Source organism: Providencia sp. NPDC089933 (assembly GCF_049545585.1).
Taxonomy (GTDB): domain Bacteria; phylum Pseudomonadota; class Gammaproteobacteria; order Enterobacterales; family Enterobacteriaceae; genus Providencia; species Providencia huashanensis.
In genome coordinates this window covers 74162-98035 of sequence record NZ_JBMWDT010000012.1, presented here as the reverse complement: position 1 = coordinate 98035, position 23874 = coordinate 74162, and the positions used below count along the sequence as shown (strand labels likewise).

General features: G+C 39.9%; 20 protein-coding genes and 1 pseudogene. 11 read left to right on the top strand and 10 right to left on the bottom strand.

Features of this window, described 5'->3' with window-relative positions:
- Positions 1 to 35: 35 nt before the first annotated feature.
- Positions 36 to 313 (top strand): annotated as a pseudogene (locus tag ACPEH5_RS16715) (recombinase); the annotation flags it as partial.
- Positions 314 to 445: 132 nt separating this feature from the next.
- On the opposite strand, the gene ACPEH5_RS16710 reads toward ACPEH5_RS16715, so the two are convergent.
- Positions 446 to 724 (bottom strand): hypothetical protein, encoded by a 279-nt coding sequence (locus tag ACPEH5_RS16710; protein ID WP_129466142.1) that lies wholly within the window; start codon positions 722 to 724, stop codon positions 446 to 448.
- A 177-nt stretch (positions 725 to 901) separates the two neighbouring features.
- On the opposite strand from ACPEH5_RS16710, the gene ACPEH5_RS16705 reads away from it, so the two are divergent.
- The 3 genes from ACPEH5_RS16705 (at position 902) to tadA (ending at position 2797) form a co-directional block, all read left to right on the top strand.
- Positions 902 to 1249 carry a hypothetical protein gene (locus ACPEH5_RS16705; protein ID WP_042844706.1) on the top strand — a complete coding sequence of 116 codons (348 nt, stop codon included), beginning with the start codon at positions 902 to 904 and terminating at the stop codon, positions 1247 to 1249.
- Between the two features lie 315 nt (positions 1250 to 1564).
- Complete coding sequence (leuE, locus tag ACPEH5_RS16700) at positions 1565 to 2212, top strand: leucine efflux protein LeuE (RefSeq protein WP_042844705.1); 648 nt, start codon at positions 1565 to 1567, stop codon at positions 2210 to 2212.
- 93 nt (positions 2213 to 2305) lie between these two features.
- Positions 2306 to 2797 (top strand): tRNA adenosine(34) deaminase TadA, encoded by a 492-nt coding sequence (tadA, locus tag ACPEH5_RS16695; RefSeq protein ID WP_042844704.1) that lies wholly within the window; start codon positions 2306 to 2308, stop codon positions 2795 to 2797.
- 41 nt (positions 2798 to 2838) lie between these two features.
- Here tadA and mltF read toward each other — a convergent pair whose 3' ends face one another.
- The gene (gene mltF / locus ACPEH5_RS16690; RefSeq protein WP_240133185.1) at positions 2839 to 4446 is read right to left on the bottom strand and encodes a membrane-bound lytic murein transglycosylase MltF; all 1608 of its coding nucleotides are present in this window, start codon (positions 4444 to 4446) and stop codon (positions 2839 to 2841) included.
- A gap of 327 nt (positions 4447 to 4773) precedes the next feature.
- On the opposite strand from mltF, the gene purL reads away from it, so the two are divergent.
- The gene (gene purL / locus ACPEH5_RS16685; RefSeq protein WP_281111123.1) at positions 4774 to 8661 is read left to right on the top strand and encodes a phosphoribosylformylglycinamidine synthase; all 3888 of its coding nucleotides are present in this window, start codon (positions 4774 to 4776) and stop codon (positions 8659 to 8661) included.
- A gap of 76 nt (positions 8662 to 8737) precedes the next feature.
- Here purL and ACPEH5_RS16680 read toward each other — a convergent pair whose 3' ends face one another.
- The 4 genes from ACPEH5_RS16680 to ACPEH5_RS16665 are packed head-to-tail and all read right to left on the bottom strand — an operon-like array spanning position 8738 to position 12547.
- Positions 8738 to 9385, bottom strand: coding sequence for a 3-keto-L-gulonate-6-phosphate decarboxylase UlaD (locus tag ACPEH5_RS16680; RefSeq protein WP_048607868.1), 648 nt, complete (start codon positions 9383 to 9385; stop codon positions 8738 to 8740).
- Positions 9382 to 10212, bottom strand: coding sequence for a Cof-type HAD-IIB family hydrolase (locus ACPEH5_RS16675; protein WP_048607865.1), 831 nt, complete (start codon positions 10210 to 10212; stop codon positions 9382 to 9384). The genes ACPEH5_RS16680 and ACPEH5_RS16675 overlap by 4 nt, the downstream gene beginning before the upstream one ends.
- Before the next feature lie 50 nt (positions 10213 to 10262).
- Positions 10263 to 10730, bottom strand: a complete 468-nt coding sequence (locus tag ACPEH5_RS16670; protein ID WP_042844695.1) for a PTS sugar transporter subunit IIA — start codon at positions 10728 to 10730, stop codon at positions 10263 to 10265.
- A 56-nt stretch (positions 10731 to 10786) separates the two neighbouring features.
- Positions 10787 to 12547 carry a PTS ascorbate-specific subunit IIBC gene (locus ACPEH5_RS16665; protein WP_131680553.1) on the bottom strand — a complete coding sequence of 587 codons (1761 nt, stop codon included), beginning with the start codon at positions 12545 to 12547 and terminating at the stop codon, positions 10787 to 10789.
- 391 nt (positions 12548 to 12938) lie between these two features.
- Between ACPEH5_RS16665 and ulaR the strand changes: the two genes are divergently transcribed.
- From ulaR to ACPEH5_RS16635, 6 genes are all read left to right on the top strand, one after another.
- Positions 12939 to 13694 (top strand): HTH-type transcriptional regulator UlaR, encoded by a 756-nt coding sequence (gene ulaR / locus ACPEH5_RS16660; protein WP_042844690.1) that lies wholly within the window; start codon positions 12939 to 12941, stop codon positions 13692 to 13694.
- Positions 13695 to 13807: 113 nt separating this feature from the next.
- Complete coding sequence (gene ulaG, locus ACPEH5_RS16655; protein ID WP_210814096.1) at positions 13808 to 14875, top strand: L-ascorbate 6-phosphate lactonase; 1068 nt, start codon at positions 13808 to 13810, stop codon at positions 14873 to 14875.
- 236 nt (positions 14876 to 15111) lie between these two features.
- Entirely contained in the window at positions 15112 to 15216 is a 105-nt protein-coding gene (locus ACPEH5_RS16650; protein WP_071548218.1) for a pantocin A family RiPP, read from the top strand.
- Between the two features lie 48 nt (positions 15217 to 15264).
- Positions 15265 to 16395: a ThiF family adenylyltransferase gene (locus ACPEH5_RS16645; protein WP_129466135.1), complete on the top strand. Its 1131-nt coding sequence runs from the start codon at positions 15265 to 15267 to the stop codon at positions 16393 to 16395.
- On the top strand, positions 16382 to 17053 hold the full coding sequence (locus tag ACPEH5_RS16640) for a 2OG-Fe(II) oxygenase family protein (protein ID WP_129466134.1): 672 nt from the start codon (positions 16382 to 16384) through the stop codon (positions 17051 to 17053). Before ACPEH5_RS16645 ends, ACPEH5_RS16640 begins: the two co-directional genes overlap by 14 nt.
- On the top strand, positions 17040 to 17912 hold the full coding sequence (locus ACPEH5_RS16635; protein ID WP_131680551.1) for a DMT family transporter: 873 nt from the start codon (positions 17040 to 17042) through the stop codon (positions 17910 to 17912). Before ACPEH5_RS16640 ends, ACPEH5_RS16635 begins: the two co-directional genes overlap by 14 nt.
- A 232-nt stretch (positions 17913 to 18144) precedes the next feature.
- Here the strand turns inward: ACPEH5_RS16635 and fbpC are convergent, their stop codons facing one another.
- The 4 genes from fbpC to uhpC all read right to left on the bottom strand — a co-directional run bounded on the left by fbpC (position 18145) and on the right by uhpC (position 23789).
- The gene (gene fbpC / locus ACPEH5_RS16630; protein WP_042844680.1) at positions 18145 to 19185 is read right to left on the bottom strand and encodes a ferric ABC transporter ATP-binding protein; all 1041 of its coding nucleotides are present in this window, start codon (positions 19183 to 19185) and stop codon (positions 18145 to 18147) included.
- Positions 19186 to 19201: 16 nt separating this feature from the next.
- The gene (locus ACPEH5_RS16625; protein ID WP_166686818.1) at positions 19202 to 21280 is read right to left on the bottom strand and encodes an ABC transporter permease; all 2079 of its coding nucleotides are present in this window, start codon (positions 21278 to 21280) and stop codon (positions 19202 to 19204) included.
- A gap of 137 nt (positions 21281 to 21417) precedes the next feature.
- Entirely contained in the window at positions 21418 to 22449 is a 1032-nt protein-coding gene (locus ACPEH5_RS16620; RefSeq protein WP_042844675.1) for an ABC transporter substrate-binding protein, read from the bottom strand.
- 14 nt (positions 22450 to 22463) lie between these two features.
- Positions 22464 to 23789, bottom strand: coding sequence for an MFS transporter family glucose-6-phosphate receptor UhpC (gene uhpC, locus ACPEH5_RS16615; RefSeq protein ID WP_042844672.1), 1326 nt, complete (start codon positions 23787 to 23789; stop codon positions 22464 to 22466).
- Positions 23790 to 23874 lie beyond the last annotated feature (85 nt).

Sequence of the window (23874 nt, the reverse complement as noted above, 5' to 3'; positions counted from 1 at the left end):
GTGCTTTGTTATATAGGGGCATTTCAATGTCAGTAATGTCGGATAAAGCAATACAAAACTTAAAATCACCATCAGTTGATGAATATTTAGGTGCTTTACTGCGCTAGGAGCCATGCAAGCCCACTTATATAAGTACACACATGAGGTTTGTATTACTGCCGCTAAAATCATTTTAAATCATCTTAACAAGCTACGTCGATCTAAATACGAAGAATCACACTATCTATGCATTGATTTCAGTAAAGCAGGTAAGGTTACTATATATGCGGAGCTTCTGAAACAGATGAATTTAAAAGGTAGTAAGTTAGGCGAGTCTCTGTCAATTGTGTGAGAAAAAACAAAACTAATCAGAATAATGTTGGCAAGACTAAAAGATAAAGTGAACCTGCTTTGGCAGGTTTTTGTTGCCCAAGCCATTGATGATCTAGCTAGCTTGAGCAATAAATTATTTATTCGATTCTATTTTCTTATCCTGCTCATATAACTTAGCGCCTTTAGCTCGAAGTTCTCCACCGACAATTTCGATAGAATCAGCTTCTACAATAATTTTTTCCTGTGGTTCATTGCTAGATTGCTTCCCGTTTAATTTGATAGTGATTTCAGGAGCATTGATAACACCCTCTTTGACTTCTACCGATTCAGATGAAGTTTGTATGGAATTGGCCATAGCGAACGTAGATAGTGTGACTGAAATTACAGCTAAAGGTGCAATATATTTGCGCATAAAAAAACACTCCATTGTGATGTATAAAACGGGATGCTATCAAATGAAGGTTAAATGGGTTACAAGTTATGTAAAGGTAGTTAGTTTAAGTGTGTCTAGCGAAACTCGGCAGGTTTGCTTCAATTTGCATTTCCTCTACGCTAACATCACTGAAATTAATTAATGGGATGGTGTGAGATGAAAAGGATACTAGCAGTTGTGTTGTTCATATGTTTTCAATCGTCTGTAATGGCGACTACCTACAGCTTGGATGAACTACAGGCGATGTTAGATAACAATAAAAAGCCAGAAGTAGTAAGCCCTTATAAGCAACTCATAAAAGTTAAAGGGCTAGGTGATTTTAAATCTTGCAAAGAGTGGCAAAAAGAACAATTAATACCTTATGCTGTGTATCCACAGAAAATAGGGGCTTCAATGGAGAAGTTATATTCTATTAGGGTGTTGATGGAGGATAGAACACTAACATTCAATTGTATTGATCTGGACAATGTGTCCGGTACTATAAATGAAGCAATGTACAAGTAATTTACCCCTTACCTGTTGTCAGGTATTTCACTCAAATTTGAGGGACTGCTTACTCATAATCTATGCTCCTTTATCTGACGAAGTGGCTAAAGTTATTAATTATGAGGAACGACCTCCCCTAAATAACTTGTTATGCATGAAGTAGTTATTGATATATCGCCGATTAAATTGCTGATAAAAATTGAGTTGAATTATTAACCTTGAATGTAAAAGAAAATTAAGTGATTAATATTTACCGATAACATTCACTTGAATAAATATTTTCAGATAACAAAAGTTATGGTAGTAATAATAAAAAATTATTAGGGTATGGCTATGTTTGAAAACCTAGGTGTATTGAATTTTTGGACGTATTTGGCAGGGTTAATATTAATTATCATTGTACCGGGGCCAAACTCGCTTTATGTATTAAAAACAAGTACATCACATGGTACTCGAGCAGGGTACCGCGCTGCAATAGGGGTATTTACTGGGGATGCAATCCTGATTTTCCTTTCTTTTATTGGTGTCGCATCACTGATTAAAGCATCACCGACTCTATTCACCATTGTTCGTTACTTAGGGGCTGCTTATTTATTGTATTTAGGCTGCAAAATTTTGTATGCTACTTTTTTACAAAAGAAATCAATGTCTTCTGAACAAAGTACGATAGAAATTAAAGCTGAGAAATATTTCACTCGGGCTTTAGTACTCAGTTTAACTAACCCTAAGGCCATTTTATTTTATATTTCATTTTTTATTCAGTTTATAGATTTTAATTATTCTCATGCATGGGTACCTTACTTGGTATTAGCCACCATTTTGGAAGCTGTTAGCTTTTTATATCTGAGCTTACTGATTTTTAGTGGTTACTTAATTGCGCGTTTTTTACGTGAAAAACAAGTGCTGGCGAAGTTAGGAAACTGTACGGTTGGGGCGTTCTTCATGGGGTTTGCCGCAAAATTAGCTATTTTTAGCAATTAGCTGAAGATGATACGGGTGTCGACTATTTCAAATTGCAGTCACTCTAACATTTCGGGATAATCAATACATAAAATGTATTGAACAGAGGTAAGAGTGACGCAAATAGAAATTGATGAGTTTTGGATGCAACAAGCCCTAGAGCTAGCGTTGAAAGCGCAAGAGATAGGCGAAATCCCGGTGGGGGCGTTACTTGTTAAAGATAATCAACTAATTGCTTCAGGCTGGAATCGTTCCATTATTGACCACAACCCGACAGCCCATGCTGAAATTATTGCTTTGCAACAAGCAGGGCAAGCTCTGAGCAACTACCGTTTATTAGATACCACATTATATGTCACATTAGAGCCTTGCATCATGTGTGCAGGGGCGATAATTCACAGCCGAATTGGTCGTGTCGTGTATGGCGCTAAAGATTTTAAAACAGGGGCTTGTGGTTCTTATATTAATATTATGGGGCAAGCTGGGTTAAATCATTATGTGGATGTGACTGGCGGAGTCTTAGCCGAAAAGTGTTCTTCAATGCTTAGTGCTTTTTTTAAAATGCGCAGAGAGCAGAAAAAAGCACAAAAGCGTCAACAGAGTTAACGGTGTTATTTCACTATCCGATTTGCTATTAATTCGTAGGTTTAAAGCGGGTTATCTGGGGATTTAAGTGGTGGAACTGGCACTGGGTTATCAGTCTCTGTTTCATCTTGTAATGAATAAGGCGAAATCAAATAATGGCCTAAGGATAGCTTTTCCATGTTATGGATTTTAGGTGTTTGGTTAGAGGAGCTCATCGCCCCCAGGTTTTTAATGCTAACTTTTTCTGTAATAGGTGACTGATTTTCAGTTGGGTTAGCCCCTGTAGTTTTTAAGTTATCAGGCGAAATCAAGTAAGTTAATGACTTTTGAGCAATATCAAGCGTATGTTGTTTTCTTTCTCGGCTTTGCAAATAACCGACTAGGCTTTGATGATATCGACGAATATTTTCAACATAGCGATAAGCCTCATGTCCACGAGCATAGCCATAGGTTAGCTGTGAATAATATTTCTTTTGGGTCAGTAATGGTAACCGTGCTTTAACATCAAACCACCGATTTGGGTCCCCACCTAGCATTTCCGTTAGTTTACGCACATCCTGCATATGGCCATATCCCATATTATAAGCTGAAAGAGCGAACCAAATTCGGTCATCTTCTGCGATGCTTTCGGGTAACCGGTCCATTATATAAGCAATATAAGCAGCACCGCCTTTAATACTTTCTTCTGCGTCTAACCTATCGGCAATTCCCATCGTTGCTGCCGTTGGTTTTGTTAACATCATTAAGCCACGAACCCCGGTAGGAGAAGTTGCAAGGGGGTCCCAGTGAGATTCTTGCCATGCAATTGCTGCGAGTAGTTTCCAATCTATCTGTTGGGCATATTTTTCAAATAAAGGTTGGTAGTCAGGTAGTTTATTATCGATAGCTTTAATAAATGCCATGGTATCAAAGTAATCGAATGACTCTACGTGGCTAAAATACTTTTCATTTAATCGTGCTAATAATTCACTTTCATTGCTGAGATTGAAAAAGTCCAGTAATGCGGCATCTAAGCTATTTTCTTGACTACGTCGCATATACCAGGTAACAGCATGGTCATCTAATAGGTCAAAAGCGACAGCAATTTGAGGATGGATGCGCTGCTGTAAAGCGATGGCGATAGAATCTTCTAGTGTATAATCGATTTCACCATCAGCTAGCATCTCAAGTATTTGATTTGTAGTATATTGAGATGTTTCTTCCCATTTTAGATTTGGGTATTCCTTAGCAAGCTCCTTTAGCGTGCTAGCATGGGCGGTACCAGAGGTGACCAGTAGTTTGCCATCAATATCATTGAAAGATTTTGGCCTCGTGGTTCCCTTTCTATATACGAGTTGCTGGGTGACATTAAGGTAACTTGGCCCAGTTTTAGTTTTTGCTAACCTTTCTTTATTATAAAGTAGCCCAGCGACAGCGATATCTGCATCCCCATTTTCAAGATCATCAAAAATCTGCTCAAAATTTGGGCGAATGGTGATTTTTAGTTTAACACCAAGATATGAGGCAAACCCTTGGGCGAGTTCATAGTCAAATCCGCGTAACTGTTTTTGCTCATCTATATAGATAAGTGGTGAGCTAACAGCACTAATACGTAATTCACCTTGAGATATAATTCTATTAATTTGTGAATCTTGTGTATTTGGCCAACGGACGTTAAAACCAATGACCATTGTAGCCAGTAGCGTGATAACTAGGATGATTAGATAGTTAACTTTTAAGTTATTCAAATAATAGTTTCTCGTGCATTAACTGGTGCTGGTATACCTAAAAAGAGTATGGCTAAGTAATGGTTATAATTCCAGTGGTTGGCTATTTTGCTTAACAATCAAGATCGGTGCAACCTATATTATCGTATTTAGCACATAATAATATTTAACTAACCGCTTCATTTTTAATCACGCAAACGGTTTCGTATTGATGAACATTGCTCTATAATGTCCTTCGGTTTCCCTGCTTTCATGTTCAGGGCTGGCGTTTAAAAGAGAGAAATTAAGACTATGGAAATTTTGCGTGGTTCACCTGCTCTATCAGCATTTCGTATTACCCGCCTTTTGGCGCTGTTCGCAGAAAAACAGCTCCCTGTTACGGATATTTATGCTGAATATATGCACTTTGCTGAGCTGTCAGCGCCGTTAAGTGAAAGTGAGCAAGGCAAACTGAGCAGTTTGTTAAAGTATGGTCCTTCTCTGGCGGAGCATGACCCATTCGGTAAGCTGATTCTAGTGACCCCACGTCCGGGGACGATTTCTCCATGGTCTTCTAAAGCAACGGATATCGCGCATAACTGCGGTCTTACTCAAGTGAAACGTATTGAACGCGGAATTGCTTACTATGTTCAAGGGGACAACTTAACCCAAGAACAATGGCATGATGTAATCACTATTTTGCATGACCGCATGATGGAAACTATTTTTTCTTCTTTTGAACAAGCCAGTGCGTTGTTTGCGCAGCAACAACCAGCTCCCATGAAAGTGGTTGATATTATTGCTGGTGGACGCCTTGCATTAGAAACAGCAAATAAAGAAATGGGGTTAGCATTGGCTGATGATGAAATAGATTATCTGCTAAATGCTTTTACAGGCTTGAAGCGTAACCCAACAGACGTTGAATTATATATGTTTGCACAAGCAAACTCAGAACACTGCCGCCATAAAATTTTTAACGCAGATTGGGTTATTGACGGTGAAGAACAGCCGAAATCGCTGTTTAAAATGATTAAAAATACCTTTGAGAAAACACCTGATCACGTTTTATCTGCATATAAAGATAATGCTGCGGTAATGGAAGGCTCATCAGTTGGCCGCTTCTTCCCTGATCCAGAAGGGCGCACTTATCGTTATCATCAAGAAGATGCACATATTTTAATGAAAGTAGAGACACACAACCACCCAACGGCAATCTCTCCGTGGCCTGGTGCTGCAACAGGGTCTGGTGGTGAAATTCGTGATGAAGGGGCCACAGGTCGTGGTGCAAAACCAAAAGCAGGCTTAGTTGGTTTTTCTGTTTCTAACTTACGAATTCCGGACTTTGAACAGCCATGGGAAGAGGATTTCGGTAAACCTGAGCGGATTGTTACTGCGCTGGACATTATGATGGAAGGGCCTCTTGGGGGGGCGGCATTTAATAATGAGTTTGGCCGTCCTGCGTTATTGGGTTACTTCCGTACCTATGAAGAAAAAGTTAACAGCCATAATGGTGAAGAATTACGAGGCTACCACAAACCAATTATGCTAGCGGGCGGTATTGGTAATATCCGAGCGGACCATGTTCAAAAAGGTGAGATCACCGTAGGTGCTAAATTAGTAGTACTTGGCGGCCCTTCCATGAATATTGGTTTAGGGGGAGGTGCTGCATCATCTATGGCGTCAGGTCAATCCGATGCTGATTTAGATTTTGCCTCCGTGCAACGTGATAATGCAGAGATGGAGCGTCGCTGCCAAGAGGTTATCGATAGGTGTTGGCAGCTTGGTGATGATAACCCAATCTTATTTATTCATGATGTGGGCGCTGGTGGTCTGTCAAATGCTATGCCTGAGCTAGTCAGTGATGGGGGCCGTGGAGGTCGCTTTGAACTGCGTAAAATCCTCAATGATGAGCCGGGAATGAGCCCATTAGAAGTGTGGTGTAATGAGTCACAAGAACGCTATGTTATGGCGGTTTCACCAGAACAGCTTCCTGTATTTACGGCAATTTGTGAGCGTGAGCGTGCGCCATTTGCAGTGATTGGTGAAGCAACAGAAGAACGCCATTTAACGCTAAATGACCAGCATTTTAATAATCAACCTATTGATATGCCGTTGGATGTGCTGCTGGGTAAAACGCCGAAAATGCTTAGGGATGTGAAAACCCTGAAAGCAGAAGCCGATGCATTAGATAGAACAACGATTAACCTAAATGAAGCGGTTAAACGTGTACTTCATTTACCTGCGGTGGCTGAGAAAACGTTCTTAATTACGATTGGTGACCGTACCGTTACCGGGATGGTCGCTCGCGACCAAATGGTCGGGCCATGGCAGATCCCTGTTGCAGATTGCGCAGTAACAACAGCAAGCTTAGATAGCTACTATGGTGAGTCGATGTCTATCGGCGAAAGAACGCCGGTAGCACTATTAGATTTCGCGGCCTCTGCACGTATGGCTGTCGGTGAAGCGTTAACAAATATCGCCTGTTCTTACGTTCAAGATTTAAAACGCGTCAAATTGTCAGCAAACTGGATGGCGGCAGCAGGGCATCCAGGGGAAGATGCTGGGTTATATGAAGCGGTTAAAGCCGTCGGTGAAGAGCTTTGCCCTGCATTAGGGTTAACCATCCCTGTTGGTAAAGACTCAATGTCAATGAAAACACGTTGGCAGCATGAGGGTGAGGAACGTGAAATGACGTCACCACTCTCATTGGTGATCACTGCATTTGGGCGTGTAGAAGATGTGCGTTTAACAGTGACTCCTGAATTAAAAACATCGACAGATAACGCATTATTATTGATTGACCTTGGTCAAGGCCACAATGCATTAGGTGGTTCTGCACTCGCACAGGTTTATCGCCAATTAGGCAACAAAGCCCCTGATGTACGCAGTCCTGAGTTGCTGCTCGGCTTCTTTAATACTGTGCAGAAATTATTATCAGAGCAAAAATTACTCGCTTATCACGACCGTTCAGATGGCGGTTTGTTTGTCACATTAGCGGAAATGGCTTTTGCAGGGCACTGTGGGATCAATGTTGATATTAGCTCATTCGATGAAGACACTCTTGCCGCGTTATTCAATGAAGAACTTGGAGCTGTGATCCAAATTAATGGCGCGGATAAATCTTATGTAGAAGAATGCTTTGCTCAGGCTGGCTTGGCCTCTTGTGTTCATTATTTGGGGACGGCGACGCAAGATGATGCGGTGATAATTAATAGTCGCGATACGGTGGTTTATCATGGCTCTCGTAGCCAACTGCGCCAATGGTGGGCTGAAACAACATGGCAAATGCAACGTCTGCGTGATAACGAAGTGTGTGCTGATGAAGAGCACGCGATGAAACAAGATGACCAAGACCCTGGTTTACATGCTCATCTGACTTTTGATATTGAAGATGACGTCGCTGCGCCATATATTTTATCAGGCGTACGTCCAAAAGTGGCGGTATTGCGCGAACAAGGTGTTAACTCTCATGTTGAAATGGCAGCCGCTTTTGACCGTGCAGGTTTTGATGCGGTTGATGTTCATATGAGTGACTTGTTAGCGGGGAATTTATCCCTGAGTCAATTCCAAACACTGGTAGCTTGTGGCGGCTTCTCTTATGGTGATGTATTAGGGGCGGGGGAAGGTTGGGCAAAATCAATTTTGTTCAATAATAAAGTTCGTGATGAGTTTGCGGCATTCTTTAATCGTCCTGATACCTTATCCTTAGGGGTCTGTAATGGTTGCCAAATGATGTCAAACTTACATGAGCTGATCCCAGGAGCAGAGTACTGGCCACGTTTTGTTCGTAACCGTTCAGAACGTTTTGAAGCCCGCTTTAGTTTAGTTGAAATTGCGAATAGCCCGTCATTATTGCTGCAAAATATGGCTGGCTCTCGCATGGCGATAGCGGTTTCTCATGGCGAGGGGCAGGTAGAGGCTCGTGGTGCGGCACATTTACAGCAGTTAGAAGACAATGGGCTAGTAGCCATGCGTTTTGTGAATAATTATGGTCAAGTGACTGAGCAGTATCCAGCTAACCCGAATGGGTCAGTTAATGGAATCACTTCGGTTACCACAAAAGATGGGCGAGCCACTATTATGATGCCTCACCCAGAGCGTGTTTTCCGTACGATGAGTAACTCATGGCACCCTGAAAACTGGGGAGAAGATAGCCCATGGATGCGAATTTTCCGTAATGCACGTAAACAATTAGGTTAATAGTTAATTAAGGTTGTTTATCAGGCCAGTTGATTTTTCTTCTGGCCTGTTTTTTTAGCGAGTAGGGGAGAAAACACTATTTCCAAAAGCGATTGATTTGTTCACGCAATGCTTCTGCGGTCTGCTTCCCTGTTTCACCAACTAAGGCTCTCCCAGCGATAAACGCTTTCGCTTTGATGCCATTGAATAAGTGGATATCCTCAGGAACGATACCGCCAGTGATAGACAGTTCTAGCCCAAGGTCAGAAAGCTGACGCATTTTTTCGATATCTTCGTTAGTCCAACCAATACCAGCGAGTTCAGCATCACGAGACCGGTGGTATATGGCTTGTGAGATACCAAGTTCAACCCAGTTTTTAGCATCTTCAAATGTCCAATTACCATAGATTTCGATTTGGATTTCCCGGTTAAATTCATCGGCGACTTTTTTACAGGCGGCGATAGTGGCGATATGAGCCGCCGCGGAAACGGTGATCCAATCTGCACCAGCCTCAAAGGCCATACGGGAAAGAATGGCACCGCCATCGGTAGTTTTCATATCACAAACAATAATATGGTTTGGGTATTGTTTGCGTAACGTGGCAACGGCATTCATTCCTTCCGCAAAGGCTAAAATTGTTCCTACTTCAATAATATCGACAAAGGAGTGCACATTTTCAGCGACGTTTAAAGCGGATTGTAAGTCAGTTTGGTCTAATGCAATTTGGATCAAAGGTTTGGTCATTGTGATTGTCCTAGAATATTTTCACGTATCAAACGCGCAAGGCCATCACCATTGTTATCTGTAGCACAAACGACATCTGCGTGGGATTTCACGGTATCATCGGCATTCTTCATTGCAACTCCTAAGCCCGCTAGCTCAATCATGGAGATATCGTTGTGATTATCGCCGACAGCGATAACTTGGTTTGGTTGATACCCCAGAGAGTTAAGGTGTTCAGCTAAACGTATTCCTTTATTATTGCCTTTAGCGGCGAAATCGAAACGGTTTGACCATGACTTTTCTGCATTAAAAGTTTGTTTTATCCAAGGGGAATTCAAGAAACGTTGTAATGTAGCGGGTTCACCTTCGACAACAAACTTCCAAATATAGTCAGCGTGCTGGACTTGTTCTTCAAATGAATCAATACGATAAATTTTGGGTGGATGGGCCATTGTTGGGTCGTTAGCCCATTGCTCCATTGCATTCATGTAATCGATAGGATCGACTTTTGAATACACCATGGCATCAGTGATATACATCACCATTTTCAGCTTGTCTTGTTGCGCGAGTTCGATAAAAGTGAGTGCATTTTGTTTGGTGAGTGCATTGTGCGTGATAACTTTTTCGTTTTGGTAATCATAGATATAAGTACCATTGCAACAAATAATAGGCGTGGTTAGCCCTAGCTCATCATAATAAGGGCGAGCAGCGGTATGATGGCGTCCCGTTACAATCATAACGTGACATTGCTTTGTTGCTGCCTGAATGGCTTGTCTGACTTCAGGGTGAATTGTGTGATCCTGAGTGAGTACGGTGCCATCCAAATCAAGTGCTAATACTTTATACATAGTGGATTACCTCTATAGCTAATTAGTGATTTTCTTTTGTTATCATTAAATTAGCATAATGCTTGATCAATAACCTGATAAACATCATCAATCGTTCGACAGCGGCGCAATTTATTGAGGTCAACGCCTGTTTCACTGTCTTCATCATCAAGAACGCGAGTGACTTCCATTAAGCCTTCCATGTGTTCATCTGATGAACTGCCAGCAAGAGTGATCAGCACATCGACGGGTTCCTCTTCCCCATCAAAAATAATGGGGCTTTCTAATGTGACAAGGGCAAAAGCCGTGCGGATCACACCATCTTCAGGCCTAGCATGGGGAAGTGCGAGATTGGGCGCGATACAAATGTAAGGACCGAGTTTTTCGACGCTACTGATAATCGCATCATGGTAGGCGGGTTTGATTGCGCCAGAAGCGACCAGCATATCCGTACCGATTTTAATGGCATCACGCCAGTTGGTTGCGGATGCTTGTAGCTGGATTGAATTATTATCAATTAATGACTGTTTAAACCCCATCATTGTCTTCCTTTTAATATTAAATGAACATTTAAGGTCATAATTCCTCAGTGATGCTATTTATTTGCTAGAAAATTAGTATGAATAATACTGAGCAGTTCATCACCAAACGAATGTGGATTGAGCATATTTTGTACGCCTAAAACAAACTTGCCTTCACCTGGGTCCATCTCAGCACTTAGGTGTTTTGAAGAAACGATAATATCTGTTGCCGTTAATTTTGACTTATAGTCAGATACTGCGCAGGAGTCCATTACATGGGGAATGCCTTTTTTCTCAAGGTATTGACCAATTTTCATTTTCATCATCATTGATGAACCTTGTCCATTACCGCAAACGGCTAAAATCCTAACGGGTTTAACAGCGGGGTTTTCAAATGTAGCTTCGGGTGGTTCTTCAGTTTCTTCTAGCTCAGTAATAGGCTCTAAAGCGGCTTGTGCATCTTCCTCTGCGCGTAGTTTTTTAGCCGCAAAGTACATATAGACAACGGCTAACGCCACGACAACAAAGAAAAACATTTTTGAAAATGATAACCCTTGCATAATAACAGGGAAGGCTAATGCCCAGTCGGCCATACCCATCCAGCCGCTGAAATCAGTGCCTTGGCGGTTAATCAAATCAATCGCCCATGCCGAGCCTAATATTTCTATGACTCCCATGACAAAACATACTTTCATCACGGCTTTCCAGCCCCCAAAGTGGTTAGCGAAAATACCGATAGTGGCGTTTGAGAAAAACATCGGGATAAAGCCTGGGATAATCATAATAGGGGAGCTAAATGCCAGCATACCGAGTACGGCAACAAATTGGCCAATTGCCCCCCACATAAAGCCAAATACCATTGCATTTGGTGAAAAGGCGTAGATAGCCGCACAGTCAATCGCGAGCACTGCATTTGGGATCACTCGTTCTGAAATACCTTTAAAAGCTTCCGATAATTCAGCCACAAACATACGCACGCCGGTTACAATAATTTGAATGGCTACCGCAAATTTTAGCCCAGTCTCAATAATATAGATGGTCCAGTGTGTTGTTCCTGCCATTGATTGTAGGTTTGGAATGCCGAAGGAAATCAGGATAACCCCAAAGAACAAGGTCATCACAATCGCTGTTGCAGAAATACTATCGTGGAAGATGTGTAACCATTTTGGTAAGTTTAAATTATCTACGCTGTCTTTTTTATCTCCTAATTTTGGTGCGACTTTAGTGGCTATCCATGAGGCAAATTGTTGCTGGTGGCCAATTGAGAAACCAGCCCCACCAGTGACTTCCTGCGTAGGTTTAAACATAATATTGGAGGAAATCCCCCAATATAACGCCATTAAAACCGCAGAGTAGATAATGGTTTCCCACATACTTGCGCCAAGTACAAAATAGAAAACAGCAATCAACCCTGCTTGCTGGAACATGATATGTCCCGTCAGCATGATGGTGCGGATACCGGTAATACGGCGAAAGAGTACCAGCAGGATGTTAAGTGCAAGTGCTAACAATACCGTATAACCCACCCATGAATAGTCATCCCCCATGGTTTCCATAGTGGCCATCATGGAGGTATAAGGGTCAATGACTGAACCGGTGAGGCCATGATATTCAGACATTTTTTCAATCACGGGTTTGAAGCTGGAGACCAGAGTACTGGCACCAACACTGACTAACATAAAGCCGACAATGGTTTTGATTGTTCCTTTAAGAATTGTGGTACCGTCACGCTTCAAAAGCCAGTAACCAATAAAAGTGACTAAGCCTAATAATAGAGGCGCTTTTGTCATTACCTGGCTGTAAAAAATATAGAAAGCGTCGTATAAAAAATCCATATTTTTACCTCTAATCAAATTGTTTTTGTAATTTATATGGGGTAGAGATTAATCATATTGATCGTATCTGGTGTTCTTGCGATATAATCATTTTAAACCTATAAAATGTCGTTAAAAAACCAAAAGTAATCATATGTAATCACCGTCTGATCTTTTATGATTGTTTGCATTTGTCTGTTTTTTTACCAGCAAAAAAATAAATAAATGGCGACTTGATCACGTAAAATTTAAAAACACCAATAAAATCAGTGTTATTTTTTTATTCATAGTAAATATCTGTTTTTTGTTACGACAAAGGTTGACAACTAATAGCGAGATAAATAGAATCAAAACCAATCACAAGTAATCAAACTTAATCATAGAGTGATTACTTATTAACAGGACGATAGTTATGAATGAAGTGCAAAGACACAATGAAATATTGTCTTTATTAGAAACAAATAGGGTGATCAACGTTTCTCATATTACCGATCACTTTAATGTGTCTCCTGCAACGGCTCGTCGCGATATTTCTAAGTTAGATGAGCAAGGTAAGTTACGAAAAGTCCGTAATGGTGCAGAAAGAATTGAAAATAAAAAGCGTAAGTGGACACCGTTAAATATTAACAGTACTGACCACTACGAGGAAAAATCACAAATAGCGGTTAAGGCGGCAGAAATCTGTTTACCCGGTGAGAGCGCGGTAATTAACTGCGGTTCAACAGCGTTCCTTCTTGGGCAGCAATTGTGCGGGAAAAACGTACAGATAGTGACCAATTATTTTCCGCTAGCAAGCTATTTAATAGACCAAGACCACGACGATGTTATTTTAATTGGTGGCCAGTACAACAAGGCACAAAATATTTTTTTAAACCCAGCTCTGAACAGCTTAATGGGTTATGCAGGTAACTGGATGTTTACATCGGGCAAAGGCTTAACAGAGGCCGGCTTGTATAAAGCGGATATGTTAACGGCGGTGGCTGAACAACAGATGCTTGACCAAATCGATAAGCTCGTGGTGGTGGTTGACAGTTCTAAGGTGGGGCATCGAACAGGAATGCTCTTTTGCCCAGCAAATAAAATTGATGTTTTAATTACTGGAAAAAACGCTAACCCTGAAGTTATTAAAGCCATTGAAGCACAGGGAACACGGGTCATACTGGTCTAATTCCTTCATATATTTGGTTTATTGAATTTAATCCTATCTTGCTAAGTGCCTTAATGCTCTATTAAGGCGCCAAGCTCCCTACATTCAAAATTCTGGAAAAAGGTATTAATACTATGAGTAAAGTAAATGAAATCACACGTGAATCTTGGATTTTAAGTACGTTTCCTGAGTGGGGAACTTGGTTGAATGAAGAAATTGAAAAAACGGCTGTTGAGCCAAACACATTCTCAATGTGGTGGTTAGGCTGTACAGGAATTTGGCTGAAAAGTGCAGGTAATACCAATATTTCTATCGATTTTTGGTGTGGGACAGGTAAAAAAACGCAGAAAAATCCGTTGATGAATAAGCAACACCAAATGATGCGCATGGGAGGGGTAGAAGCATTACAGCCTAACCTAAGAACCTCTATTTTTCCTCTCGACCCATTTGCAATTAAACAAATTGATGCGGTATTAGCCTCCCATGACCATGCCGACCATATTGATGTCAATGTCGCAGCCGCAGTATTACAAAATTGCGGTGAACACGTTAAATTTATTGGCCCGCAAGCTTGTGTTGATTTATGGACCAAATGGGGCGTTCCTACAGAGCGTTGTGTTGTGGCAAAGGTGGGGGATGTGATTGAAGTCGGAGACATGAAAATTCGTGTACTCGATTCTTTCGACCGTACAGCACTGGTTACGCTACCGCAAGGCGTGTCTTCTTATGATAAAGAAATCCTAGATGGTATGGATTACCGTGCAGTGAATTATTTAATTGAAACAACAGGTGGTTCTATTTATCACTCAGGTGATTCTCACTATTCAAATTATTACGCAGCACATGGTAACCGTTATAATATTGACGTGGCATTGCTTTCTTTTGGAGAGAACCCCCGTGGAGTCACGGACAAAATGACTTCATCTGATATTTTGCGTGCTGCGGAGTCACTTGATTGCGAGCGAGTTATTCCATTCCACCATGATATTTGGGCCAACTTCCAAAATGACCCACGTGAAATAGAAGTTTTATGGAATATGAAAAAAGAGCGTTTACAATACAAATTTGCGCCGTTTTTCTGGCAGGTAGGTGGTAAGTATACTTACCCAACAGATAAAGACCGCATATATTATCAGCATTTCCGTGGCTTTAATGATATTTTTAAAAATGAACCTGAACTGCCATATAAAGCATTCTTATAATTAATCCTGCTATTAAAAACCAGCGTTTAAGGAGACTTAAGCGCTGGTTTTTTTATGAGGTTTAAAATAGCATGCATATATTTAAATAATATGAATTATCAGTATTTTTTATTGTTATATGGTTAGTTTTTTTGTTTCTCTATTGATATTGACTGTCTTAATTTAATCATTTTTAATCTTAATGTTATCAATGTGGATAATGTTTAATTAAAATTACATTTATTCTAGGTGAAAATATGGAAAATGAAATAATATTACATGATTTAACTGAGCGTATATCTTCAATTAGCGAAGAAATTGCGATGTATAATGAAGATGAAGAAGTTATATTAGAGTCGTAAAGATTGAAAAAATGCCGTCCACGGCGGCATTTTAATGGAGGTGTGAATATGTATAACGGAATAACAAAACCAATGATAAAGCGTTCTCATCATGTTATTGAATCTGATAATGGAAATATTTGTATTGGTGAGATCCCTAGTAAGGCTAAAATAATTAAGTCCCCCCCTGAATGGGTAAAAGTCGTATTGTCTAAATTAGATGGAGAGCATACATTACCTAGAATAATAAAGGAACTATTAAATAGAAACTTAAATGTTGAAGAATATGAAGTCATAGATTTTATTCAAAAAATGATATCATGTGGTTTAGTTGAAGATAATATTATTTCATCCGAATTACTTTCTTCTAGAGAGATTGAATTGTACGATCGTCAATTATTACAATTTTCTTTAGTCGATAATGATAATTTATCATCGATAAGATATCAGGAACGTTTGAAAAAAAGCAGAGTTTTAGTGCTGGGAATGGGTGGATGGGGAACATGGTGCTCATTACAACTTGCATTAATGGGGGTTGGAACGTTAAGGATTGTTGATGGTGATATTGTCGAATTATCAAACCTAAATAGACAAGTCTTATATACAGAGGAGGATATCGGAAAAAGAAAAGTTGACTCAGCTGAAAATGGAATATATAAGCATAATAAACACACTAAAATAGAAAAGTTTTTTGAATTTTTAACGCCAAATGAAAATAGAATTAATGATTTACTTAATAATGTTGATATGATTTTACTTGCATGGGCAAGTTTAGGCTACTACAAAAAAAATACGGTAGAGGAGGTAATACACAAAGTTGCTATTGATAAATCGATACCTATCATTGAGCTTGGTGGGGACCCACATGAAATATCCATAGGACCTATTTATTTAAATAATCAAATAGGGAAAACATATTTTGATGTTAAACATCAAATTAAAAAAACATTCTATAGTGATGACCCGACAGTGAAAGAGTTTCAAGAAGCAAGAATGAAGCAACAGTTTTTAAATGGGGTGAGAACTGTTAATGCTTGGCAAAGCTCACCATCACTAGCTGTAATGTCAGGGTTAGTGGTTGACCAAGTAATTAAAGTTATTACTAAATATGATGCTATCTCATTGGAAGGAAGGAAAGTTACAATCTCACTTAGGGACTTGAGTTTTTCAGAGGAGAATCTGTTTAATGGGGATAAGTAAGCATAACAAAGAATTTTTAAGTAATGGGTATACTAGTTTTTCAATAAAAGATTTTTTTCCTGAATTTGAAGTTAATTTAAATTTAATTAATAATATTGAAGAGGATAAATGGAGTTTTATTATAAAAAATAGGCGAGGGGTAAGCGATTTTTATCTTTCTGACACTGATATAGAGAGTATCAATTATGAAAAAACAATAGCATTTGAGGATAGAGATAATGGCGAGTTTTCATTTTCATTTAGAAGAATATGCTTTGATGAAATTAAAATAATTTTAGTTGATTTAATTGCGGTTGTTGATGATGTTAAATTTAAAGATTTTTTATGGAGTATAACTGGAAAGAAAGTAAATATGATATCAAACATATATTTAAGCAAGTTTGATAAAAATGATTTTTTAACTACACATTGTGACTCCGATGATGGTATAGGCATCGTGATTAACTTAACAAAGAAATGGGAAGCGAACTATGGAGGGTTAACGATGATATTAGATAACGAAAAAAAAGAAATTTTAGAAACATTTATCCCATCATATCTAAACATTTTAATTTTTGACACAAAAAAAAGAAAAATCCCACATTTTGTTTCTACAGTAATATCTAATAAAATAAGCAAAAGAATGGCATTAGTTGTGAGGTATAATGAAAAAAATTAAAGTGCTTCTTTGTGCTACTTTAATGTCATTAATATGGGGGAGTGCATTTCCTATATCAAAACTGGCAATTGACCAAGTAGGTGTTTGGGGTTTTAGAATCTATTCATTAGTTATTTCAGTTGTTTTTTTGTGTTTTGTATTTTTCATTATTGGTCGATATCGGTTTAATATTCAATACTTTTTAAAAAGTATCCCACTTGGTTTTTTGAATGTTTTTTTGGTTCCTATATTAAATAGTTTGGCGTTAAAGTATACTGAAGCTGTAAAGGCGTCTGTACTTGTTTATACGATGCCAGTAATGGCAACACTCTTGCTGAGCATAATGAATAAACACATTGAATTTCGTTCAATAATTGTGTCTTTATTATGTATTAGTGGCATTTTTATATTTATAGCGCCATCTGGCATAAGTATTGGCGAAGCGATAATTCTATTAAGTGCACTCATGTGGGCGATAGGAACCATTTTATCTGAAAAAATCGTCTTAAAAATAAACCTAACTTCAAAAGTATTTTACCAAAATATAGTCTCATTGATTTTTCTTGTATTGTTAATGCCATTTTTAGATGTTGATGTAAACATATTGAGTAATATACATCCTGAATTTCTTTGGACTGTATATATTCCAATTATCTATATGGGGCTGGCTAATGGGGTGATTGTTTATATTCTTTGGTATTACATGATAGGGCACGGCGGTGTTAAACTGTCATCATACTCAATTCTTATTTCACCAATCATTAGTGTCATGATCTCATCTTATCTTTTAGATGAGTCTATGACAATTTCAATGATAATCGGTATGTTATTTATTCTTTTAAGTATGTTAATTATTTTTTTAGAAAAAAATAAAGTTTGATATTCAAATAACGGCTTACATGCTTTTAGTGATTAAACTTCCTATCGGTGCTGCGTATTCCTCCACCCTAAAGGGCGGAGGGGCGACGAGTTATTCACAAATGCCAAGTTATTCTGTTGTTAGCTAAGCTAGTCTTTAATGCTTCTTAACGTGGTTACTTCCTTGTACTTTACTCTGGTATTTCATTTACCTGTTGCCTAACCACATTAAGCATTATTTAAAGAGTGTAACATTACTCAAGAATAAACATGCCATAGGGGTGGATCTGTAAATAAAGGTTTTCCCCTACTGTTGGCTGCAATTGTGTGGCATTAATTTGCAACAACATGGATTGACCATGCCAATCAACAGTGACCTCATATTGAGGCCCCATATAAGCCACATGAGTGACAGTACAGCGTTGGCTATCGTCACCTTGTAAGCTAAGCGTGATAGCTTCAGGGCGTACACCGACAGTGATTTCCGTATTATCCGTTGCTAGTTGTGCTGGGCGAGGTAAGTGATAATTAAAAATATTTACTGAATCATGAGTCAGTGTGGCAGGGAAAATATTCGCATCTCCCATAAAGCTGGCCATAAACCTTGAGGCAGGCTGACGGTATAGTTCTTGTGGAGAACCTAATTGCATGATTTTCCCTTTGTTCATCACCAAAACCATATCGGAAACGGCGAAGGCTTCACTTTGGTCATGGGTCACGTATAACGAGGTGATGTTAAACTGTTGCTGTAATTCACGGATTTTTTCACGCATGCTACGGCGTAAATTGGCATCTAAGTTACTTAATGGCTCATCAAATAACAACACTTTAGGTTTGAGGATCAATGCACGAGCTAAAGCAACACGCTGTTGCTGGCCACCAGAAATTTGGTCAACAAAACGGTCAGCAAAGCCAGCTAAATCAACCAATTCTAGTGCTTCGTCAACACGTTTTCTGATTTCAGCTTTAGGTAAGCCTAACATTTTCAAACCATAACCGACGTTGTCCCCTAACGACATATGAGGGAATAGGGCATATGATTGGAAAACCATACAAATATCACGTTGTTGGATTGAACGATCGGTAACATCCTCACCATCTATAAACATCCGTCCTTCTGTGGGTTTTTCTAACCCTGCGACTAAACGTAATACCGTGGTTTTACCACAGCCAGAGGGACCTAATAAGGTCACCATACTGCCTTGTGGAATAGAAAGACTTAAATCGTCGATGACCGTATTGGTACCAAAGCGTTTAGTCACATTTTTTAATTCAACAAAATTATGTTGTGTCATGTCAGTTACTCCATGATTACTGTGCATTTTTGGCTTTGGAACGTGAAACACGGGCTTCGCCAATTAAATAGTCAAATAAGAAAATAATGGCCAACATGACGACAATCAGTATTGAACCATAAGCAATTGCCACGCCGTATTCACCATCCTCAACACGATTAAGAATGTAGGCAGTTGCTACGCGAGTATCGGGGGTTACCAAGAATACAATGGCACTTACTGTCGTGATCGCTCGCACGAAGCTATAAATCAAAGCCGATAAAATCGCAGGGCGCAGTAATGGCAACAGGATAAAGAAAATGGTGCGCATGGAGCCTGCCCGTAAGCTGAGTGAGGCTTCATCTAACGATTTATCAATTTGCCCTAAGCCCGCAATACCGGCACGGATACCGACCGGAACATTACGCATGGTCATCGATATAATGACGATAGCTGCGGTACCAGTTAAGTAAAATGGCGAGTCATTAAAGGCTAAAATGTATGACACACCAGCCACTGTTCCCGGTACGGCAAAGCACAGCATGGTGGTAAATTCGATGGTTTTTTTACCACGAAAATCTTGGCGAACGACGATATAAGCAATTAACAAGCCGAGTATGGCGGTGATTGGTGCAGCAATACCCGCGTACAGAAGGGTATCTAATAAGGATGGCCATGCGCCGTCACTCATACCTTGACCGAATAACTTAATAAAGTTATCGAAGGTTAATGTGTAATCAACGCCCCAGTTTACCGTGAAGCTACCATAGAAAATACTACCGTATAACAATACGTTAAAGGCAACCCAAATAGCTAAGAAGGTAGTTACAGTAGCAATTAATGACACAGGTAATGGTTGTACATCACCGCGATACGATTTGCCCGAAACAGTGACATAGGAACGCTTACCTATCCACATATATTGAACGCAGAACACTAATAGTGAGAAAACTAATAGTGATGCACCCAAGGTACTTGCTGCTTGATAATCGAGCTGAGAACCTGTGATATAAAAATAAATTTGTGTTGCTAGAACATCGAAGTTACCGCCTAACACTAATGGGTTACTAAAATCGGCTAATGACTGAACGATGACAATTAAGAATGCGTTAGCCAGTGCAGGTTTCAGTAATGGCATAAACACATTAAAAAAGGTTTGGTAGCGGTTAGCTCGTAAGGTATACGAAGCTTCTTCTAATGATGGATGAATAGTTTTAATTGCCCCATCCAAAATCATAAATGACATAGGGGTAAAGGCGAGGACTTGAGCTAGCCAAATACCAGTAAAACCGTATAACCAGTTGGTATTTTCTAACCCCATATAGGCCGCGAGAAATTCGGTGATATACCCAGAACGCCCCATCATCAACGTAACACCCAAACCGACAACGAATGGCGGAGTTACGATGGGTAATATTGAGAAAATACGGCCAATAATTGCGGAGCGTTTCGCAATACGAGTGGTGTAAATAGCTAAAATTAAACCAAAGAAGGTACAGCCAGCACCAACCGCCAATGATAAAAAGATTGAGTTAATAATGACTTGAACAATATGTGATTGTGTCAAAATCGCTACAAACGCAAAGGGAGCAAAATCGCCATTACCATCGGTGAACATGGGAATAAAAATAGCCACGCTCGGAAAAACAATAAACAGCGCAATCAGGGTGACAACAGTGATGAGTGAACCAATAACAAACTGGTCGCCACCAAGCCATTCAAGGCGTGTTAGTGCGAGAGTCATCACCATGCCAAGGGCGATAAATAACACTATCGAAGAGTAGCCTAAGCCTTTTCCTTCAAGATAAGAGGTCAAAATGACTATAGCAACCGTTGCTACTGCAATGCCAATATCCAAATAATGGCGAGTTTTATGATAGCGATCCGCAGGTGTTAACGGGCGAATAAATAAAATAGAAGGCAATAAATACCAAAGCCAACTAATGTTTAAGCTGCTCCAACCATACGCGGCAAGGATTTCATCTTGCGTAGAATCAAGTAAGCCATAATCAAGGCTCCAAGAAGGTAGCAAAGCAAAACCAATCCAAGCTAATAACAACCAGAAAAAGGTGCTATCTCGCTTTTTAGGTGGTGTCAGTGTTAGGGTTTGAGACATAGATCCCCCTAAGCTCATTATATTTTGTGTAAGCAGGGTGTTTAGCCATGACACAAACTATTTTGAGCTTAATTAAATTAATTTTTATTTTAGTTAAGTAAGTGCTCAATGCGGCGTATTAACGCCGCACCAAATTGTTATTTGCTCATTTTTACTTCAGTAACCCATTTATTGATCAGATTTTTACGGACATCTGCATCCCCGTATTTATCCATATCATAGTTAATTAGGTTTAAGTCATTGAGTTTTAATGAAACTGGGGAAGACTCCGCAGTGGTATTGGTTAAAATCTGGTAAGATTTACCTTCTTTCCAACTAAGTTCTTGCGCTTCTTTAGAGAGGACAAAATCAACGAATAGTTTGGCGTTATCCATATTGCGCGCATTTTTAAGGATACTGATACCGCCAATTTCATAGCCTGTACCTTCACAAGGTGCAATAAGCTCTAATGGTGCGCCATTTTCGACTTCTAATGAATAATCATGTAAGAACCCGATACCAATAGCAGACTCACCTCGAGCCGCATTACGTGCCGGTGCAATCCCTGACTTGGTGTATTGTGAAATATTCGCATTCAGTTTTTTCAGATAATCAAAAGCTTGTTCATTTCCCCATAGCTGGTCAAAAGTGGCCAGTGCGGTATAAGCTGTCCCTGAGCTTTGTGGGTCAGCAATTTGAATTTCGCCTTTATATTCAGGTTTAGTCAGGTCTTTCCAGCAAGTTGGGATAGGTAAACCTTTTTCTTTTAAGCGGTCTTTATTTACGCCAAAGCCTAAAATACCAATGTAAACCGCGGAAGAATAGTTCCCTTTACGTTTCGCAGGGTCTTGGAACTGAGGCATGATTTCAGATAATTTTGGCGATTTATAGGGTTCGAGTAAATCCATTTCCCCCGCCTGTGAATGAGGGTCTAATGTACCGCCATACCATACATCAGCTTGTGGATTGCGTTTTTCTGCTTCAATTTTAGCTAAAGTACTGCCAGAACCGTTACGAACAAATGTGGTTTTGACATCGTATTTTTTCGCGAAAGCTTGGGTTTCTGTTTCGCACATGGCATTAGTTGCGCTACAGTAAACCACCAGACGGCCTGCGGCATTTGCAGTGGTAGTGATTGCTGCAAGTGACAAACCCGCAGCGATAAGCGTAGAGAGAGTTTTCAGTTTCATTGTCAGTCCTTTTTTCAGGTTTTATTATCAGAGGGTGAAACAGTGCCTGCTAAGTGCTCCCGTTTGCTGACATTGGCAATCAAAAGAGGCATTAGCAGTAGCCCCATCAGAGCCGCTGCACTGGCGAGCAAGGTAAACATCCCTGACCAACCATAACGTGCAATGACCTGAGAGAGTGGCCATCCAGCAATTGCGGCACCTAAATAGGCGTACAAGCCAAGATAGCCTGTTACCGCTCCAGCTGCTTTTTTATGACAATATTCTGTTGCAGCTAGACCGATTAACATTTGTGGTCCAAAAACAAAAAAGCCGATAGCAAAAAAACATACAGCCAATAATGCATAATGATGAATTGGCGTTAACCATAAGGCGCTAACTGAAACACACAGGCCCAATGAAAACAGTAAAATCATAGGTGCGCGTTGGCCGCGAAACAAAAGATCTGAACCCCAGCCAGAACAAAGTGCCCCTAATAAGCCACCTAATTCAAATAACGATAATGTTGCGTTAGCACTCAGTAAGTTGGTACCGTGTGTTTCCGTTAACCATAGGTTTCCCCAATCATTTATTGCCATACGGATCAAATAAACTAAGATATAAGAGAAACCTAATAACCAAATCATGCGGTTAAAAACGATGCTCTCTTTTAAAATCAAGAGCATTGGCATTGGCGGAGACAAACGCTCTTGGCGTAATTCCAGCACATCTTTTCGCCATTGGCCCACGCTAGGAAGATGCTCTTCTTGTGGTGTTCCTCGTAACTGACTACATAGCCATAAACCAACAACCACGCCAATTACCCCAGGAACAATTAAAGCCATCTGCCAGCTATATTGGGTGGCTAATAGCGCTGTCAATAAAGGCAGCAGCATTCCACCAAGGTTTATCGAGATATTCCATAACCCCCACCAAAAGCCACGTTCATTGCGTGAATACCAATGGGTTAAGATACGTGCGCAAGGAGGCCATCCCCAACCTTGGAAAAAACCATTTAATGTCCACACCACTAATAAAGCAGGGAACGATAAGCAATAGGCGAATACGATATTTAGCAACCCAGTCATCACTAGGCCTGCCCCCATAAACCAGCGATATCCTGTAATATCGTGAAAAATACCCGATAAAAACTTTGAAATACCATAGGTAAGGTAAAACGCAGTGGCTATCCAGCCGATATCGCTTTTATCGAGAAACAATTCACTTTGCATAACTGGCATCACGAAATTAAAGCTTTTTCGTGTAAGGTAAAAAGTGGCATAACCAATAATCATTGATAGCATTAAGCGGCGACGCCAAAAACGGTAAGTGTTATCCAGACTCAACGTGTCATTACCTGTCATGGTGTTGTTTCTCTTGTTTGGCAAATGTAATCAAGTTTTTAACAAAAAGGATGAGAGAAGGTATTAGAGGGGTAGGAATAATTCC